At 50.0% G+C, this 17,886-nt stretch carries 13 protein-coding genes and 2 pseudogenes; 5 read left to right on the forward strand and 10 right to left on the reverse strand.

The annotated features are described in order from the left end of the window. Positions 1-6: 6 nt before the first annotated feature. The 3 genes from OGX95_RS05425 to OGX95_RS05435 are packed head-to-tail and all read right to left on the reverse strand — an operon-like array spanning position 7 to position 2,893. Positions 7-1,059, reverse strand: a complete 1,053-nt coding sequence (locus OGX95_RS05425) for a FecCD family ABC transporter permease (RefSeq protein ID WP_286628592.1) — start codon at positions 1,057-1,059, stop codon at positions 7-9. Further along, the gene (locus tag OGX95_RS05430; protein WP_286628594.1) at positions 1,056-2,069 is read right to left on the reverse strand and encodes a FecCD family ABC transporter permease; all 1,014 of its coding nucleotides are present in this window, start codon (positions 2,067-2,069) and stop codon (positions 1,056-1,058) included. Before OGX95_RS05430 ends, OGX95_RS05425 begins: the two co-directional genes overlap by 4 nt. Then, positions 2,066-2,893 (reverse strand): ABC transporter ATP-binding protein, encoded by an 828-nt coding sequence (locus OGX95_RS05435; protein ID WP_286628595.1) that lies wholly within the window; start codon positions 2,891-2,893, stop codon positions 2,066-2,068. Before OGX95_RS05435 ends, OGX95_RS05430 begins: the two co-directional genes overlap by 4 nt. Positions 2,894-3,339: 446 nt before the next feature. Between OGX95_RS05435 and OGX95_RS05440 the strand changes: the two genes are divergently transcribed. Then, positions 3,340-5,502 carry a TonB-dependent siderophore receptor gene (locus OGX95_RS05440; RefSeq protein WP_286628597.1) on the forward strand — a complete coding sequence of 721 codons (2,163 nt, stop codon included), beginning with the start codon at positions 3,340-3,342 and terminating at the stop codon, positions 5,500-5,502. 181 nt (positions 5,503-5,683) lie between these two features. Further along, positions 5,684-6,193 carry a hypothetical protein gene (locus OGX95_RS05445; protein WP_286628598.1) on the forward strand — a complete coding sequence of 170 codons (510 nt, stop codon included), beginning with the start codon at positions 5,684-5,686 and terminating at the stop codon, positions 6,191-6,193. Between the two features lie 126 nt (positions 6,194-6,319). Here OGX95_RS05445 and foxA read toward each other — a convergent pair whose 3' ends face one another. The 3 genes from foxA to OGX95_RS05460 form a co-directional block, all read right to left on the reverse strand. Further along, on the reverse strand, positions 6,320-8,428 hold the full coding sequence (foxA, locus tag OGX95_RS05450) for a ferrioxamine B receptor FoxA (protein ID WP_286628600.1): 2,109 nt from the start codon (positions 8,426-8,428) through the stop codon (positions 6,320-6,322). A 121-nt stretch (positions 8,429-8,549) separates the two neighbouring features. Next, positions 8,550-9,533 carry a helix-turn-helix transcriptional regulator gene (locus tag OGX95_RS05455; protein ID WP_286628602.1) on the reverse strand — a complete coding sequence of 328 codons (984 nt, stop codon included), beginning with the start codon at positions 9,531-9,533 and terminating at the stop codon, positions 8,550-8,552. 115 nt (positions 9,534-9,648) lie between these two features. Beyond that, positions 9,649-10,554, reverse strand: coding sequence for a LysR substrate-binding domain-containing protein (locus tag OGX95_RS05460; protein ID WP_286628704.1), 906 nt, complete (start codon positions 10,552-10,554; stop codon positions 9,649-9,651). Between the two features lie 109 nt (positions 10,555-10,663). Here OGX95_RS05460 and OGX95_RS05465 point away from each other — a divergent pair. Next, positions 10,664-11,281: pseudogene (locus OGX95_RS05465) on the forward strand (LysE family translocator). Positions 11,282-11,682: 401 nt separating this feature from the next. Here the strand turns inward: OGX95_RS05465 and OGX95_RS05470 are convergent. From OGX95_RS05470 to pepT, 3 genes are all read right to left on the reverse strand, one after another. After that, positions 11,683-12,315 carry a DUF2913 family protein gene (locus tag OGX95_RS05470; protein ID WP_286628603.1) on the reverse strand — a complete coding sequence of 211 codons (633 nt, stop codon included), beginning with the start codon at positions 12,313-12,315 and terminating at the stop codon, positions 11,683-11,685. 305 nt (positions 12,316-12,620) lie between these two features. Next, entirely contained in the window at positions 12,621-13,982 is a 1,362-nt protein-coding gene (gene dcuC, locus OGX95_RS05475) for a C4-dicarboxylate transporter DcuC (RefSeq protein ID WP_286628604.1), read from the reverse strand. Beyond that, positions 13,979-15,235, reverse strand: coding sequence for a peptidase T (pepT, locus tag OGX95_RS05480; protein WP_286628605.1), 1,257 nt, complete (start codon positions 15,233-15,235; stop codon positions 13,979-13,981). Before pepT ends, dcuC begins: the two co-directional genes overlap by 4 nt. 1,317 nt (positions 15,236-16,552) lie before the next feature. On the opposite strand from pepT, the gene OGX95_RS05485 reads away from it, so the two are divergent. Next, the gene (locus tag OGX95_RS05485; protein ID WP_048212521.1) at positions 16,553-16,810 is read left to right on the forward strand and encodes a YjhX family toxin; all 258 of its coding nucleotides are present in this window, start codon (positions 16,553-16,555) and stop codon (positions 16,808-16,810) included. Between the two features lie 10 nt (positions 16,811-16,820). Next, positions 16,821-16,940: pseudogene (locus tag OGX95_RS05490) on the forward strand (SAM-dependent methyltransferase); the annotation flags it as partial. A 110-nt stretch (positions 16,941-17,050) separates the two neighbouring features. Here OGX95_RS05490 and OGX95_RS05495 read toward each other — a convergent pair. After that, positions 17,051-17,620, reverse strand: coding sequence for a DJ-1/PfpI family protein (locus OGX95_RS05495; protein ID WP_271449952.1), 570 nt, complete (start codon positions 17,618-17,620; stop codon positions 17,051-17,053). Positions 17,621-17,886 lie beyond the last annotated feature (266 nt).

The following is a 17,886-nucleotide window of genomic DNA, read 5'->3' on the forward strand; positions in this document are numbered from 1 at the left end:
TAACAATTACAAACGATCCCGGCGACGCCAGAGCAACAGTAAAAAGAACGGTCCACCGACCAGGGCAATGACAATCCCGGCAGGGATTTGCAATGGTGCAAACGCCAGACGACCCACGGTATCGGTGAGCAGCACCAGCAACGCACCGATCAACGCACTTCCCCACAGCAGCGCTGTTTGCCCGCCACGCAGCCAGAATCGAGCCATGTGTGGCGCCATCAACCCGACAAAACCGAGGCTGCCCACGCAGGCAACACTGGCGGCAGTGAGTACAACCGGCGCGAGAAAACGCAACAACGCCAGTCGGGGTAAACGTACACCCAGCCCCGTTGCCGTCGCATTGCCTAGCAGCGCCACATCCGAAGCTCGCGCCGTGGCAAATAAGATGATGGCTGCAGGCAACGTCCAGACCAGCGCCACCAGCAGCAGTGGCCAGGTGGCGGCATGAAGGCTGCCCGCCAGCCAGACCAGTGCAGTTTGTACGTCACGGACATCGGCGGTGGTCATAAATACGCCCATTCCCGCCGCAAAGAACCATGACACACCAATGCCTATCAACACGAAGCGAGGCCGGGAGAAATCACGGGCCAGCAGCATCACCAGTGTGGCGACCAGTGCGCCACCGGCCATTCCCGCCAGGGGCCGCCAAACCAGACTTGCGGACGGGAAAAACAGCACCAGGGCCAGCACCACCACGCAACTCCCTTCTTTGACACCGATAAGCCCGGGATCGGCCAACCCGTTGCGGGTGATAGATTGCATCGCCGCCCCGGCCAATCCGAGCATCGCACCGCACAGAAGCGCCATCAGCAGTCGCGGCAGTCGTACATCCCAAACGACATACTGTTGCTGAGTCGTCAACGCCTGAGGGTCAAACAACGCCCGTCCGATAGCGGAAGCCGGAACCGGGAGTGAACCCTGCATCACGCCGAACAGCAGTAATGCGATTGCCAGCACCGTCAGGCCGAGGCTGTACAGCACGGTTTTGGGGCGAATGACACGAGAAAATCCCCCCACCCGCCATGCACGAAGCCCTGCACGCTGCAGCATATCGTTCATTTCAAAAACCTCGACGCAATGAAGATAAATGCCGGTGCGCCCACCAGGGCAGTCATGATCCCTGTAGCCAGCTCCTGCGGAGCCAGCACCGTGCGGGCGGCAATATCCGCCAGCAGCAGCAGCGCCGCACCCAGCAATGCCGAAGTCGGTAGCATCTGACGAATATCTTCTGTTACCAGACGGCGGATCACGTTAGGCACTAACAGGCCGATAAACCCCAGCGGCCCCACGACAGAGACTGCCGCACCGCACAACAACGCAATGGCGATCATTGCCAGCAAGCGTATGCGCAGAATGTTCACCCCTAATCCACAGGCCATACGGTCTCCGAGGGCCAGAATATTCAGGCCCGGCGCGATAACAAGCGCCAGCACCATACCGGCAAGCGATGGGGGAACGGCACTTTTGACACTTTCCCAACTCAAACCCGCGAGATCACCCGCCAGCCAGGTGCGCATTGCCAACAGGGTTTGTTCATCCAGAATCAGGATGGCCGCAGTAAGCGATGACACCATGGCCGACAGCGCCACGCCGCACAACGTGACCTTCAGTGGCGTTATGCCACCGTGCCCGGCAGATGAAAGCGCCATCACCAACGAAAAGAGTGCCGCAGCTCCGCCTGCCGCCAGCAATGGCTGGCTTGCCCCCGTCACGCCAAGCGCGGCGCACAACACAACGACAAACGCCGCACCGGCATTCAGCCCCAGAATATGCGGCTCTCCCAGCGGATTACGAATCAACGCCTGCAACAGCACACCCGCAACACCTAACGCCGCGCCGACCAGCATCGCCGCCGCCATGCGCAGCAGACGTAAGGAGACAATAATCCGGTGGTCGAAATTTTTCGCGTCAAAGTGGAACAGCGCCTGCACGACGGTCTGCGGGCTGATAGTGCGTGCGCCAACACCCAGGTGCACCACCGCCAGAACACACAACAGCAGCATTAACACGGGGAGCGCCAGCATAAACCGGCCACGGCGACGAGCCAGTGTGCTTGCCATGACCGTCATTGCTCTTCCCCGCCCGGCGCGCGAAACGGCATAAAGAACGGTTTGCCGGTGAGAGGATTCACCGACATCTGCACGTCGACGTCAAATACGTGCTTAATCAACTCGGGCGTGCAGTTTTCGCCATCATGCACGACGCCCTGCAACCTCCCCTGTTTGAGGAACACCAGCATGTCCCCATAATTCACGGCAAAATTCAGGTCGTGCAGGACCACAACCACAGTACGGCCATGATGGCGAGTCAGTGAATGCAGCAGTTCGAGGATCTCCACCTGATAGCGCAGATCGAGAAACGTAGTCGGCTCATCCAACAAGATGACCGGCGTTTGTTGTGCCAGCGCCATGGCAATCCAGCAGCGCTGACGTTGCCCACCGGAAAGGCTCTCTACCGGTAAATGCGCAAAATCAGCCGTTCCGGTTAACTGGAGTGCCTGCTCCACGGCGCGTTCGTCATCGTCCGTCCATTGCGAAAGCATGTTCTGCCAGGGAAAACGCCCGCGCGATACCAGTTCGAAAACAGTGAGTCCTTCGGGCACCAGTGGGGATTGCGGCAGGATGCCGAGCTGGCGTGAAACCGCTTTGGTGGGCTGCTGATGAGTGGCTTTGCCATCCAGCAATACGCTACCACCGTGCGGTTTCAACATACGGGCGATCGTGCTTAACAACGTTGATTTACCCGAGCCATTCGCCCCCACCAGCACCGTCATTTTGCCTTGCGGGATAGTGAGACAGATATCGTGGACAATGGTGTTATGGCGATAACCCGCAGAAAGCTGTTGTAGTTCAATGCCCGTTCTGTGGGCGGTATTTTCCACATGCTGTGGCATGTTCACTCCTGCGCCGCCGCATGGCAAAGCTTGCATGCGTAACTCTCTAAATAAAAATAAAACTCATTCTCCTTGTGATCTTGCTGGCTTGCATTGTAGTAGTCAAGCAATTACACCCTGTAGTTACATCACCTGTAGCCAACAACTAAAGCACAAATAAAAAACGCTGAAAAATCAATAAAAACCATTCTTTTTCAATAGATTAAAAATAAAATACCCTTAAAAAAACGACGGTTAAATTGCGTCAAATCACCTGTAGTTTCTTTTTCATTTTTACGTTTACTACTACAAACGCTCATGGTTGAATGATTCTCAATTACACATCTGACGCCAGTAACGGCGGCTTACAGATGGATAAATGCAGGGCTGGTAAGCCGGGCAATGAATTGAATCAACCTGTTTCCCTGCCCATTTTTGGCAGGGTCTTTTGCGGAATAAATAAAATAATGGCTGAGTTAACGACTTACTTTTCGGGGATGAAAGGGCGGGCATTGTGCTCTGCTCTCTTTCTGGGCATAACAACAACACCGACGGTATTCGCAGCGGAGAAAGAGACGACTCCGCCTAAAGGGGAAGATACCATCACCGTTCGGGCTGATGCGTCTTCTGCCGATCAGGCCGTAACATCGGGTTACCAACCGCTGAGCTCGTCCACCGCGACGCTGACATCCATGCCATTGTTGGATATCCCACAAGTGGTGAACACTGTCAGCGATCACGTTCTGGAAGATCAGCATGTCACGACGCTGGACGAAGCTTTGTATAACGTCAGTAACGTCGTGCAAACCAACACATTAGGTGGCACACAGGATGCGTTTGTCCGCCGTGGCTTCGGCGCAAACCGTGACGGCTCGGTGATGACCAACGGTCTGAAAACCGTATTGCCGCGCAGCTTTAACGCCGCCACCTCACGCGTGGAAGTGCTGAAAGGCCCGGCCTCAACCCTGTACGGGATTCTCGATCCCGGCGGCCTGATTAATGTCGTCACCAAGCGTCCAGAAACGCAGTTTGGCGGGTCGATTTCAGCCACCTCCAGCAGCTTCGGCGGCGGCACAGGACAATTTGACGTGACCGGGCCGATTGAAGGCACGCAGTTGGCCTATCGCCTGATTGGCGAATATCAGCATGAGGATTACTGGCGTAACTTCGGCACGAATAAAAGCAGCTTCATCTCCCCGTCCCTGACCTGGTTTGGCGACAACGCCACCGTCAATGTGCTCTATTCACATCGTGACTATAAAGCCCCGTTCGATCGCGGCACCATTTTCGATCTCAACACCAAACACGCGGTGAATGTGGATAGCAAAACCCGTTTTGATGAGCCGTTTAATATCACCGATGGCGAATCGGATCTGGCGCAACTGAATGCTGAATACCGCTTCAACAGCGAATGGACAGCGAAATTCGACTACAGCTTTAGCCAGGATAAATACAGCGATAATCAGGCTCGCGTGATGGCTTATGATTCTGCAACCGGAAATCTGACCCGCCGTGTTGATGCCACTCAAGGCTCCACCCAGCGCATGCACGCCACGCGTGCCGATTTGCAGGGCAACGTCGATATCGCTGGCTTTTATAACGAGATCCTCACCGGTGTCTCTTATGAGAACTACGATCTGCTACGCACCGACATGATCCGCTGCAAGAACGTAAAAGGGTTCAATATTTATAATCCTGTCTACGGTACGTTGGGTAAATGTACTAACGTTTCTGCCGCTGATAGCGATCAGACCATTCAACAAGAGAGCTATTCCGCGTATGTGCAGGACGCGCTGTACCTGACCGATAAATGGATCGCCGTCGCCGGGATGCGTTATCAGTACTACACCGAATATGCTGGCAAAGGCCGTCCGTTCAACGTCAACACCGACAGTACCGACCAACAGTGGGTGCCCAAATTCGGTATGGTTTATAAACTGACGCCGTCCATATCGTTATTTGGTAACGTGTCACGCTCCTTCATGCCGCAATATTCTATCGCCAGTTATATTGGCGAACTGCCACCTGAAACCTCAACGGCTTATGAAGTGGGGGCAAAATTCGATATCTTTGACGGTATCACCGCCAATATTGCCCTGTTTGATATTGATAAACGCAATGTGCTGTACAACGAAATGATCAATGGTGAAACCGTGGCGAAAACGGCGGGTCGCGTGCGTTCACAAGGCGTGGAAGTGGATGTCGCCGGTTCGTTGACCACCAACACCAATATCATCGCCAGCTATGGTTATACCGCCGCGAAAGTGACAGAAGATCCTGATTACAAAGGTAAGCCACTGCCTAATGTACCAAAGCATACCGGCTCATTATTCCTCACCTACGATATTCAGAATGCTTTTATGGGCAATACCCTGACAATTGGCGGTGGTGGTCATGGGGTGAGTCGCCGTTCCGCAACCAATGGCGCAGACTATTATCTGCCAGGCTATTTTGTCGCCGATGCTTTTGCCGCTTATAAGATGAAGCTGCAGTATCCAGTCACATTGCAGCTCAATGTGAAAAACCTGTTTGATAAGACCTATTACACCTCGTCCATTGCCACCAATAATCTGGGTAATCAGATTGGCGACCCACGAGAAGTGCAGTTCACGGTGAAAATGGAATTCTGATCCTCTTTATCTATTAACCCTGCCAATTCTGGCAGGGTTTCCCGCTTATTCCACCATTTTAAGATAATTGCACTTGTGCTGTCGTCACCCCGTTTATACAACTCTAAAGATCACCTGTAATACGTTTTCTTTTATTTTGTTATGGGCGACTGGGGACCACAATAATGAATGGGATAATATCATGACTAAAACAAAACTGACGCTGCTATTACCTTTATTTTTAGCTGGCTGTTCAATGAGTGACGGGGAATTAAGAAATACCTATGCTCAGCATTATCAACAGCCTGCGGCTTACGTTGAAGTCTATAAGCAAAAAATAGCTGGCATGGATATTAATGCGCTGGCGCAATATGCCGCCGCAGAAGATAAGAAAAAAATGCGCGGGCAGCCAAGACTGAAAATTGACGAGTTCATTACCATTGAGAACGTTCAGGCGAAAGATAATCGGGTAGTCTACGATTATACGCTGTCAGAACGCTGGCTGGCGCTGTCTGCAGATAAACAGCGCGAGAAGCAGAGCAATATGAATAAAGATTTGGTCTACCGAACCTGTTCGTTGGAAACGGTACGTCTGGCGCAGGCAAAAGGGCTGGAAGAAGAACATAACTATTACAGCCACTATCCTGACAAGTTAGCCTTTACCCTGAGAACCAGCGCGCAGATTTGTATGCAAAACGGTTTTACGCAATAGCCGTTCTGGTCATCAACGGGCAATGAATGCCTGATGGCGCTTCGCTTATCAGGCCGACATCGGGGTGCCCCTGTAGGCCGGATAAGGCGCCAGCGCCATCATCCGGCTAAAAAACGAGGGTTAACATCAGAATTTCCACGACACGCTACCCACAATGCTGCGTTCTGCGCCAAAGTAACAATAAGAAAGCGAGTTACAGGCCGCTACATAGCGTTTATCGGTCAGGTTGTTAACGTTGAGCTGCGCACTGAGTCCTTTTATACCGATGTTCGTTAAGTCATAACCCACCGCCAGATCCACCAGCGTATACGATGGCAGGGTGTGAGTATTCTGGCGATCGCTGGTAATACCATTAACGTAGCGCACGCCTGAGCCCAACGTCAGCCCCTCCAGTGGGCCACTTTTCACATCGTAGCTTAACCATGTACTGGCCTGATTGCGCGGTGCATAAACGGCACGCTTACCCTGTTCCTCCGGGCTGCTTTTCTTATAGCGAATATCGGTGTAGGTATACGCCGCCTGCAAACGGAAACTGTCTGTCAGTTGGCTAATAGCTTCCAGCTCCACCCCTTCAGATTCAATTTCGCCAATCGAACGGTACGGATCGGTCGGCTCTTCTTTGGTGGCAATATTGGTCTGATTAATGCGGAACACCGACGCGCTAAACTGGCTATTCAACCCTTCCGGTTCATATTTCAGTCCGGCTTCCCACTGCTTGCCCTTCATCGGTTCCAACAGGTTACCGTTCTCATCAGCAAAACTGGTTGGCGTAAAGGCGGTGGAATAGCTGATGTACGGCGCAACACCGTTATCGAACAAGTAAAGCAGCGCAGCGCGACTGCTGAAGTTATTTTTGTCCAGATCGCTGCGAGTGCCGTTTTGCTTATCAATATTAGATATGCTCACCTGATCGTAGCGGCCACCGAGCGTTATACGCCAGCGATCCCATGACATCTGATCCTGCAAATAGTAGCCCGTCTGGCGCAACTTGTGTTTCTCGCGCGCATACATATTGATGTAATCCGGCTTCGCCCCGTACACCGGGTTAAACGCATCGATCGGCGGAAATGCCCCGTAATAGCCGGTAGTATTGTTGCTGCGATCCTGATAATCGATGCCCACCAGCAAGCGGTGATTGACCAGCCAGGTATCAAAGCTACCATCCAGTTGATTATCCAGAGCAATCGCCGACATTTTTTCATCTGATCCGGAATAGCCGCGATTAAGCTCTGTTTCATTCAACCAGCCTGCCGCATACACCTGGTTCAGCTCAACGTCGGTATGCAAATAGCGTAACTTTTGCCGCACCGACCAGCCGTTATCAAACATGTGCTCAATGTTGTAGCCGACCATATTTTCACGGCGATCGTATTTGTCGTATTCGTCCTCGCCTTCGTAGAAGGTGTTGGCGATCTTCTGCCCATAGTGTGGCACAACGGTGCCGTCATACGGCAGGCCAGAGTGGCTGCCACCTTCCGGGTCACGGTGCAGATAGGCCATCAGGTCAAGACGCGTCTGGTCAGTGATGCGCCAGGTCAGGCTGGGCATCAACGCGTAGCGCTCTTCTTTCAACGGGCCAAACTGCGAATCCGCATAGCGCGTCATGCCACTCAGGCGCGCCGCCACGCGATCGTTATCGTCCAGAGCCCCGGTGACATCAAACGCGGCCCCGCGCTGATTGTTGTTTCCGGCAAACAGTTTCACTTCTCCACCCGCATCAAACGACGGTTTACGCGATGTCAGCGCCACGATCCCGCCCGGAGAAGATCGGCCGTACAACACGGAAGCCGGACCGCGCACCACTTCAATCGTATCGAGGAACCACGGATCGACCACCAGCGAACTGTGCGAGTTAGTGTCGCCCATCATTTTCAGGCCGTCGAGATAGACGTTGTCCAGACTACCATCGGAAAAACCGCGCAGCACAATGTAGTCAAAGCGGCTGGAGGCACCGATCTGGTTACTGTACACCCCAGGCGTGTAGCTAACAGCCTGCCGCACGCTGGTTGCACCTTGCTCTTCAAATTGTTCACGGGTAACGATAGAGACCGATTGCGGCGTTTCTATATCCGGTGTGGCAAGCTTGGTCGCCCCACTCTGCATTTGCGAAGTGACAACCACCGTATCGTTTTTTGGTGTTTCCTGCGCCAGCAGAGGAAAAGCCACGCTGCCGGTCACCCATCCTACCAGCAGCGCCAACCGAGTCTTTGCGAACATGAACATCTCCCAAGGCATGTCTAATTGTAAATGAGAATTATTGCCCTTTTTGTATCAGGAGTAGCTATGCCGAATGCCAGGTTGCGTATGCGCAGCGCCAAATAATTAATCTGCCTCGCGCATAAAACGGGAAAATGGATTAGCAAAGTTTGAGAACATCACCAGGCGGAAAGCCATAGCGACGACGAAAGGCTGTAGAAAAGTTGGTGGCGTGCTGGTAGCCAGACATCCAGGCCGCTTGCTGTACGCTATATCCTTCCAGCAAATAGCCACGCGCACGTTCCAGGCGGCAGTCGCGCAGGTAGTCAAACACCGAGCAGCCATAGGCCATGCGAAATTTACTGCGCAAACTGCTGGGGCTCATCGCTGCGCGCTGCGCCAGCTCGTAAAGCGTGTAGTCATTTTCAGGGGTTTGCTCCAACAGGCGACGAACACTTTCCAGCCGTTGCTGCTCGCCACTGGCAGCGAGGCATTTACCGCTCTCTACCTGGCAAACACTGAGACCGTGACCAAATAATTGTAAAATCAGTCCTTCCAGCATCAACTGGCGGGAAACCTGACTCAGCGAGCCCTGCTGCGCATATTGTAATCCACTGAGTAAAAACCCCGGCACCTGCCAAATAAGCGTTGGCGTCTGGCAACTTTCCCACTCACGCATAAGGGATTCAAGTAATCCTGTACGCCATGTCCCGTCAGGATATAACCCAAGCGATAGCGTCCGTAGCTTGCAGTCTGCAGGGTGACGGGCGCTCATCGCCTGGTGTTCACTCAGACGCGAACTAAACGCCATGCCGGAACGTACCACATGTTCCTGCCCGTTGAGCGTCAGTATCACGCAACCTTCCAGCACCACCAGCATATACAAGGGGCTACTGTGCCGGGAGGTGGTTTCATACGGTTGCAGCACCTGTACATCAGAGTGTGTGACGCACATCCCGCAAGGGAGCATCATCTCCTCTACTTCCCCTTGCAACACGGCACTGGAACACGGAAGACCCGGTTTTTGCGCCAGCAACGGAAAACGGTAATCGATCCCGTAACGCTCACCAAAGTCCCTAAACTCACTGACGGTGAAGGTGCGGGTAAAACGTCCGGATGCATTCTGGGCGGTGGTGTTGTTCATGCTGTCTTCTGCACAGGAAATGGAATTTGCAACGTACGACGGGTGGCAACATTACCATTACCCGCACAACACAACAATAATAATGAGAACTGTTATCAATATGGTGTTCGGCGGGTTATTCCAGCCAGAGCAGTTCTGCCATGTCAGCCTCAGGCGCAGCGTCTTTTAACCAGCGATAAAGCAACTCAATATTTCGTAGTCGGGTTGAAGCTTTTGGCCAGACGAGGTAATACCCCTCTCCTGTCGCGACTGCCTGTTTAAACGGTAACGCCAGCATCCCGCCCTGAATAGCTGTCAGGCTTAATAGCAGATCGGCGACCGCGATCCCATGCCCGCTCATTGCCGCAAGACTTCCCTGTTCCAGGGTATCGAACACTTTGCCACGAGCCAGGTTCAACGCAGGAAATGCCCCGGTACGCTGCAACCAGCGACGCCAGTCGCGGCGATCGACGGAAGGATGAATCAATTCACAGACGGCGATATCACTTTGCGCCTGAGCCTGCAACACAGGCGCGCATACCGGGATAAGCCACTCCTGAAACAGCAAACGGCTGTCCGTATCCTCACCAAAATAACCATTCCCCAACAGGATTGCACAGTCATACGGTTCGCGACTGAATGCGACGGAATCGGTGTCCATCCACACGCTGGAGATTTCAATCACCGGCGTTGGATGGGCTTCCCGGAAATGCCGCAGCACATCCAGTAGCCAGCGCATGGTCAACGTTGAGGGTGCTTTCAACCGCAGCTCATGACTGCTGCTACGAAAAGCATGGCAGGCATGTTCTAAACTCTGAAACCCGGCTGTCAGCTGTTGCGCTAACCCCTGTCCTGAAGGCGTTATCTCAATACGGGGGCCGCTACGAACAAACAGTTCGCAGCCAAACCAGGCTTCCAGTGTGCGAATATGACGGCTTACCGCACCAGGCGTGACGTTCAATTGAATAGCCGCTTTACTAAAGGACCCCAGACGGGCAGCAGCTTCAAAAGCTCTCAGGGCATACAACGGGGGTAGCGTCATCATCGGTTTCTATGTTGAGTTTTACTCACAGTAGAGCGCAGTTTTATTCGTTTTTCAATGTGGCCCGCAAGCGGAATACTGATGAAAAATAACGTCAGGATCATCAGATATGAATCTCACTTTACTGGCTGTATACAGCCTCTCGGTGCTAACACTGTTACTAACGCCTGGCCCTGTTGTGGCGCTGATTACCGCGACAGCGGCACAATACGGCTATCGCCAGGCCTTTATGACCCTATGCGGAACTAACGGTGCTTCATTGCTACTGCTTACGCTTGCTGCGCTGATGCTGGCGGGGGTGGTATCACTCTCTCCTCTGTTGCTGTGTGTGCTGGGTCTCGCCGGATCGCTGTATATCGGCTATAGCGCGTTTTGTAGCCTGTGGGCACGAAATCAAGCCGCCAGCGAAGACTCTCGCCAGCCGTCTCATGGGGGATTTATCAACGGTTTTCTGATTGGCGTGTCAAACCCGAAAGATATTCTGTTTTTCGTTTCATTCTTTCCACAATTCATCACCATTACACATAATTTCGCCGCCAGCATGCTGATACTCACGCTGGTATAGGTCATTTTTGACGTTGCCGTTTTGTCATTTTATATCGTGATTTTCAAACGCTGGATGCCCGCGCGGTTTGTCAGATACAACGTTTTTATCTCATCCCTGTTCCTGCTGGCGGTAGCGGTGTTTGGCATAATCTATAACACCAATGCAATACGGATGTTGTAGCCCGCGTAATCAGGTCATGATGACTGTACCGATGTCTGATGTAATTTATCGGTGTTAATATTCAGCACATCAGAGAATATATACCATAATATTTCCCCGACTATCTGCCGGAGCTCTGACCCAGGATAATGCGTCAACCGTGATAATCGCCATTTCATTTTCTAACCTTAGCAGGGGAGTCTTGTCATCAGGAACAGATGAACTTTCGCATATTTCGATTACCCCTCGAAAAGCGATGAATACACTGTCAGGAACATCAGATAACTTTATCCATTCAGTCGTGATCGTTAACTTTCGCGTAAACATCCCGGTCCCTATTTCGCGATTTATATCTCATGATGTAAAGTCTGTTTACAGCAACATATTATGACTGGTAAATTTTCTTTATGTATCGCCAGTATTTATCGCTCATCTAAATTAAAATAAAAGTAGTAAAATTCATTTGAAGCATGCTTCACAATCTCAACCGGAAGACTATTTTTGATGAACAGCGACTTTGCAAATTCAACATCACCATAAACCCGAAGACAGAAAGGCTTTAATATCTCGCCCTGAGTGCCAAAGCACTCCTGAAGTCGGGTGTCATCCATAAAAATAAAATTGCCTTTGCGAACCTTAACATTTTCACTCAAATCACGCCATTTCCCTGGTGTAAGAAGAAAACTCGCCCAGCCATTATTCCTCAGCCTTTCAATAACATGAGTAAATTTAAAATAGTAGCTCTGCATTGTGACATCACCACTTGATGTAGCATATAAATACTCTATCTTAAATTTAAGTTGAGCATTTATACTTTTCCTTTTCCCCTCTTCAATTAACCACTGAAGTTCGTTGGCGATAGTTTTTGAAAATATCTTCCTTTTTTTCGCAATCACCAGCCAGTTCATAATGAACAGATGCTCTGATATTTTAGAGCAAACCTTCTGGTCCTGTATTGCGATACCCACGGCAACTAATGCACTCCAGGTAAACGTTTCAAGTTCATCCTGATAATTGTGCCTCGATGCGCTGACCTTTCCTAAATCACTGACCACTTAAAACCCACCCAGATAAATCGTTATCACATTTGGACCTGGCATTACTTCATTTAAAAAGCTACTACAATTAAAACCAGCATCATATGATCCAGATTAATTAATTCACACGTATGAAAAACACCAGATTAACATATTACCTTCCCTAACCATTCATCTATATAAGACACCGTGACCGAACAATAAGAATAATGCGATAAAGATGAAAACAAATAATAACTCATGACAACCAGTTTTATTTGAGGTTATAAAAACATTATCAAGCAAACCTCCGCGACCCGGAGGTTTGCTTGCAGCCGTTACGGCTAATAGAAAATACCGATAATCAAAGTATGGGTGACAAAGCCCACAATAAGCGGCACGGCAGTACGTTTAACCACATCGAAAGGTGTAATTTTCGCCCCACTTGAAACCGCAATAACAACACCGGATACCGGCGAAATAGCCCGCCCCATATGTGATGCCTGCTGCATAGGTAGGATCATGGCTACTGCGTTAGCGCCCATGCTCGCGGCAATTTGTGGGATTAACTCAACAAATGCCAGGAATGGCGCATTCCCCGAGCCCATAATAATTGCTGCCGCAAGCGTCACCAGTGCAAAGACGACGGCCATCGCAAAGGGGGGTAATCCGACATGTTCTGCCATCAAAATTAACTGATCAATGGCACCAATGACTTTGATGCCATGCGCGAAAACCCCGGCAGCGACCAGCAGGCCCACAACACCGGTAAACGCCGCGCCCATTCCTTTCAGAAAATGGCTGAACCCTTCACACACCGACTTTAAATCACGCGCTCGTATCCATTCAATCAGCATACAAATAGCCATCGCGATAAGCACGATGGTGATTATGTTCAGATTAATTCCACTGACAAACATCGCGGATGATCCTACCGCCATCAGTATTGGCAACATGGGAAGCACAGCATAAAAAGCCGGCGCCTTTCCTGAATCGACAATCTCAGCGCTCCCGATTTCCCGAGGTAACGTCCCCGCTTTGCGATCGCAATGACGTTGCCAGAAAAAGTGGCAAACGCCGACAACCAGTACGGTTGCAAGTGCTGCTGGCCCCTGGTGGTAAACAACGTATTCCACTACATCCATATTGACGGCTTTCGCTCCCCTGATGGCATCAATCGCTGTTGGGGTATATGCCACCCCCAACGAGGTGGCGATGACCCCGGCGGCCGAAGCCGCAGAGAGCCCCAGGCCCAGCATAATCGGGAACATTGTTCCCATCAGTAACACGGCAAGCCCGGTTGCTGAAGGGATGGCCAGTTGCAGGAGACTGGCAAGCAGATAGGAAAAAAACAGCAGAATATAAGGAGATCGTAGTGCCCGTAACGGTTTCGTCACCACGCGCACCACAGCTTCATTTGCCCCGATATGATCCATGTAATGAGCAAATCCCATCAACGCCATGATCATCAGACCGAGATCGGCTGCACGTGTGCTGAACAGATCGCGCATGACTTCAAATGGATCGAGAAAAGCAATCCCGGTACTGGCAACCCCCTTCGGCAATACGGAGCCCCATCCGGTTAATCCGGTACAAATCATCAGCACCAGACCCGCGATAAATAACACAGGTTCGGCCCGGTACCCCTTCAGGATCAGACGAGCGACCACAACGATAACCAGAAGGGCAACTAAAACCTGAATCATGACTGAGTTCTCCCCTCAGCGAACTCAGCGTAGGTTTCTTCAATTACTGCGACCACAACATCACTGGCTGCCCGTAGCGATCGCACCGGCAAGTATTCATAAATTGAATGGAAATTATGCGCACCGGTAAAAATATTCGGGCACGGTAACCCTTTCTGCGACAAAACCGCGCCATCATACCCCCCACGCATGGCGACAGGTTGCGGAGTGATTCCGCATTTCTGATAAGCACGCATAGCAATATCGATAGGATAATGCGCATTGCCCTGTAGGCTATTAAACACATTCGCATAGCGGTCGGTTAAATGGCAGACCACGCTATTTTCGCCCCATAGTGCACAGGCACTCACTGCAAGCTGGCGAATAAATGCCATACGGGACTTATAACCTTCTTCACTAAAGTCGCGAATATCCAGTTTCAGTACGGTACGGGCACTGTTACCCTGCAGCTGTTTTACCCAGTAATATCCTTCACGACCTTCCGTATATTCAGGTGCTTCTCCGCCCGGCAGCATCGCAATAAACTTATGCGCCATCAGCAGAGAATTCTTCAGCTTACCTTTAGCTGACATTGGGTGCGCAGATTGACCGGTGAAGATAATTTCCGCATCGCCTGCATTCCAGTTTTCATAGACAAACTCACCTATGCCGCAGCAATCCAGGGTATAGCCAAAATCAGCGCCAAACGCGGCAACATCAAAGGCTTTGGCACCACGTAGCCCCTGCTCTTCATCAGGAACAAAACCGACCTTCACCGGTCCATGTTTAATCTCCGGGTGTGCAACCAGATACTGTATGGCATTCATGATGGCAGCGATGGCAGCTTTATCATCAGCACCTAACAGGCTGGTTCCATCCGTCACGAGCAGGTCATCACCGATATAATTTTTCAGTTCCGGAAATTCACTTTCGCGCAGATAGATATTTTGTTCTTTGTTCAGGCATAAATCTCCACCGCGATAGTGAAGGCGTTGCGCGTGCGTATCTGCAGTCTGTTCTGCACTGGTATCCAGATGTCCAAAAAAGGAAACGACAGGAATATTATCGTCAGTATTTCCAGGTAATGTTGCCGTTACAATCGCCGTATCCCTGACTTCAATGTTTTGCATCCCTAATGCTTCAAGCTCTGCTGCGAGCAGTTTTGCCAGCACCATCTGGCCAGGGGAAGACGGCATGATGCCATTTGCGCCATTTTCCCGTGAGGTTGTGGTATTGATTTTGGTGTAGTTAATAAAGCGTTCAACAATATCCATTGTGGGACATCCTTTAATGTTTCATTTATGGGGTACTGCGAGGAGATACCTGCATGCAGCGCGAGTGGGATACATCTGAAGTGTCAAATAAAATCAGCGCTCATCCCAGACCACTGATCTTATGGGTGTTCTGACAACGATTTATATTAAGAAAGATACAAAACCGATCGTTATGTTTGTGATAAAAAACCGCCTTCTTGATGACCACATCCTATTCCATGCTTGTTTCTACGACTATTTTCCATGGTGTTAAGCTAATAGAAGTCATAACGGTTTTCGTCTACCCAAGAGATAATGGAAATCATTTAAATCACCATATCCTATAAAGGCATAAGGAAAACCATCGCTATATTTTTTTAATGAACGAATACCATTACAGCTACGTGCAACCGTTTGCACTTCTCTAGAAATAGCCATTTAGTGCATTAAAATCCATGAGCCAGGTCACATTTATCCCAACGACCAGAAAAACATATCACGCTGAAAAACAGACAATTATAAGCTCCACTATACTGTACCCTGGTAAATAGAGGGATAGTTGAACAATTCACTACGGAATAGAAACACTGCGGTACTATTATAAAATCATGACATCCGGCATCATTAATTAAAGTCGCCACAATAGCACCTGGCACAGTGTTAAATTATTATTAACAGGTGCTGCCCGATGAATTACAGGTAAAAAAAACCTCTACCCTGAGAAGAGATACAGAGCAGAGGAAATACGGGTGTTAAGGACAGATTTATAATATTTAATGATAACAGAAGAGCCTTTTGCAGAAACAAGTATACACATTTTTCAGCATAGAGAAAATTCTTAAACAGAAATAACTTACAAAACATTATCCTACGATAGCTATAATAAACACTGCTTATCATAAATAAAGCTATCAATCCTGACACGCTTAAATCAGACTAATATATTAGCGCGTGATATAAGAACAAAGAATGCAGAATAACTCAAAATTATATTTTCAAAAGCCATTTAACTATAAAATATTTTAATGATTTAATATATTAATAACATTACAACAATTTAAAGTTATTCGCTGCGAAGGGATGTCATTCAGGCCATTTTCCTGTTGCAGGTCACACTTTTACTGGCGCAAGGTTCCCCTCCAACATTTCACTGTTATCATTCACCATGTAAATATCTTTCAACTCTACCCGAGGCTTTGATGCTGGAGAATGTCATCATCAGATAATCAGTTTGCCGACCTTATCAGGCCGGACTGGTTATCAATGCGCCGAAATAGAATGCGGACACCGCAGCGTGTTTGCACGTTCTGCACATGATGATTAAACAGGTTTCCCAGTATGAATTTATCCCGTCAGGAACAACGTACCTTACACGTTCTCGCCAAAGGTGGCCGAATTGCGCACGTCCGCGATAGCGCTGGCCGCGTCACATCCGTTGAATGTTATAGCCGCGAAGGATTGCTGCTCTGCGACTGCACGCTTGAGGTGTTTAAAAAGCTCAGAACCAAAAAATTGATCAAATCCGTCAATGGTCAGCCCTACCGCATCAACACCACCGGATTAAACAATGTTCGCGCCCAGTTAGATAATCGCTAAGGAGAGAGTGATGGATATTCCCCAAATTTTTACTATCAGCGAAAGCGCTCATCGCATTCATAATCCATTCACTGTGCAAAAATATGCCACATTAGGTCAGGCGCTACGTATGACACCAGGACGCCATGTCACCTTCACCCGGGAATATCTCGGCTGGGGGGTATTCGTACTCATGCAACGGTAATTTTTTGCAGTCGGTATAGCCGGATGGGTTATACCGACCTGCAAAGCCGGTATCCGTTACTTCATTAATACTTCAACAAATTTAGCCAACCAGGCAGGATGGGCAGGCCACGCCGGCGCGGTAACCAGATTGCCGTCGACGTGCGCCTGGTCAATCCCGATATCGGCATAATGCCCACCGCTCAACCGAACTTCTGGCGCACACGCGGGATACGCGCTGCAGGTCCGATTTTCTAACACCCCGGCTGCAGCCAGCAATTGCGGGCCATGACACACAGCGGCGATAGGTTTACCCGCAGAGTTAAAGTCTTGTACCAGTTGAATGACATCCGGATTCAGACGCAAATACTCCGGAGCCCGCCCACCAGGAATCAACAAAGCGTCATAATCCGCCTCACGCGCATCAGAGAAATTCGCATTCAAGGTGAAGCGATGCCCTGGTTTCTCACTGTAGGTCTGCGCCCCATCAAAATCGTGAATGGCGGTTTGAACATAGTCACCTTGTTTTTTATCCGGGCAGACGGCATCAACCCGGTGACCGAGCATTTGCAGAGCCTGGAAAGGCACCATCGTTTCATAATCTTCGACATAATCCCCGACCAACATCAGAATCTTCTTCATGCACATCCCCCACTCACGGTTATTAATAATGAGAAATAACGGCCATCTTTACTATAGTTCACACGACTCAGGACATTAATAAATACCGCAGAACAATCGGCTGGATCACAGTCTACACAGAGTCCCGCCAGAAGGGTCTTCTGTGAGTCAAATAAAGCAAGCACATTTAATAAATATAAATTATCTATAAATATATCGTTGAGAAATTCTAATATTGGCAAATTTTACGCGTCATATTGAATATCGCCAATTGCAACCTATAATCTCTGTGT

This window comes from Citrobacter sp. Cu233, from assembly GCF_030332225.1.
GTDB lineage: Bacteria > Pseudomonadota > Gammaproteobacteria > Enterobacterales > Enterobacteriaceae > Citrobacter.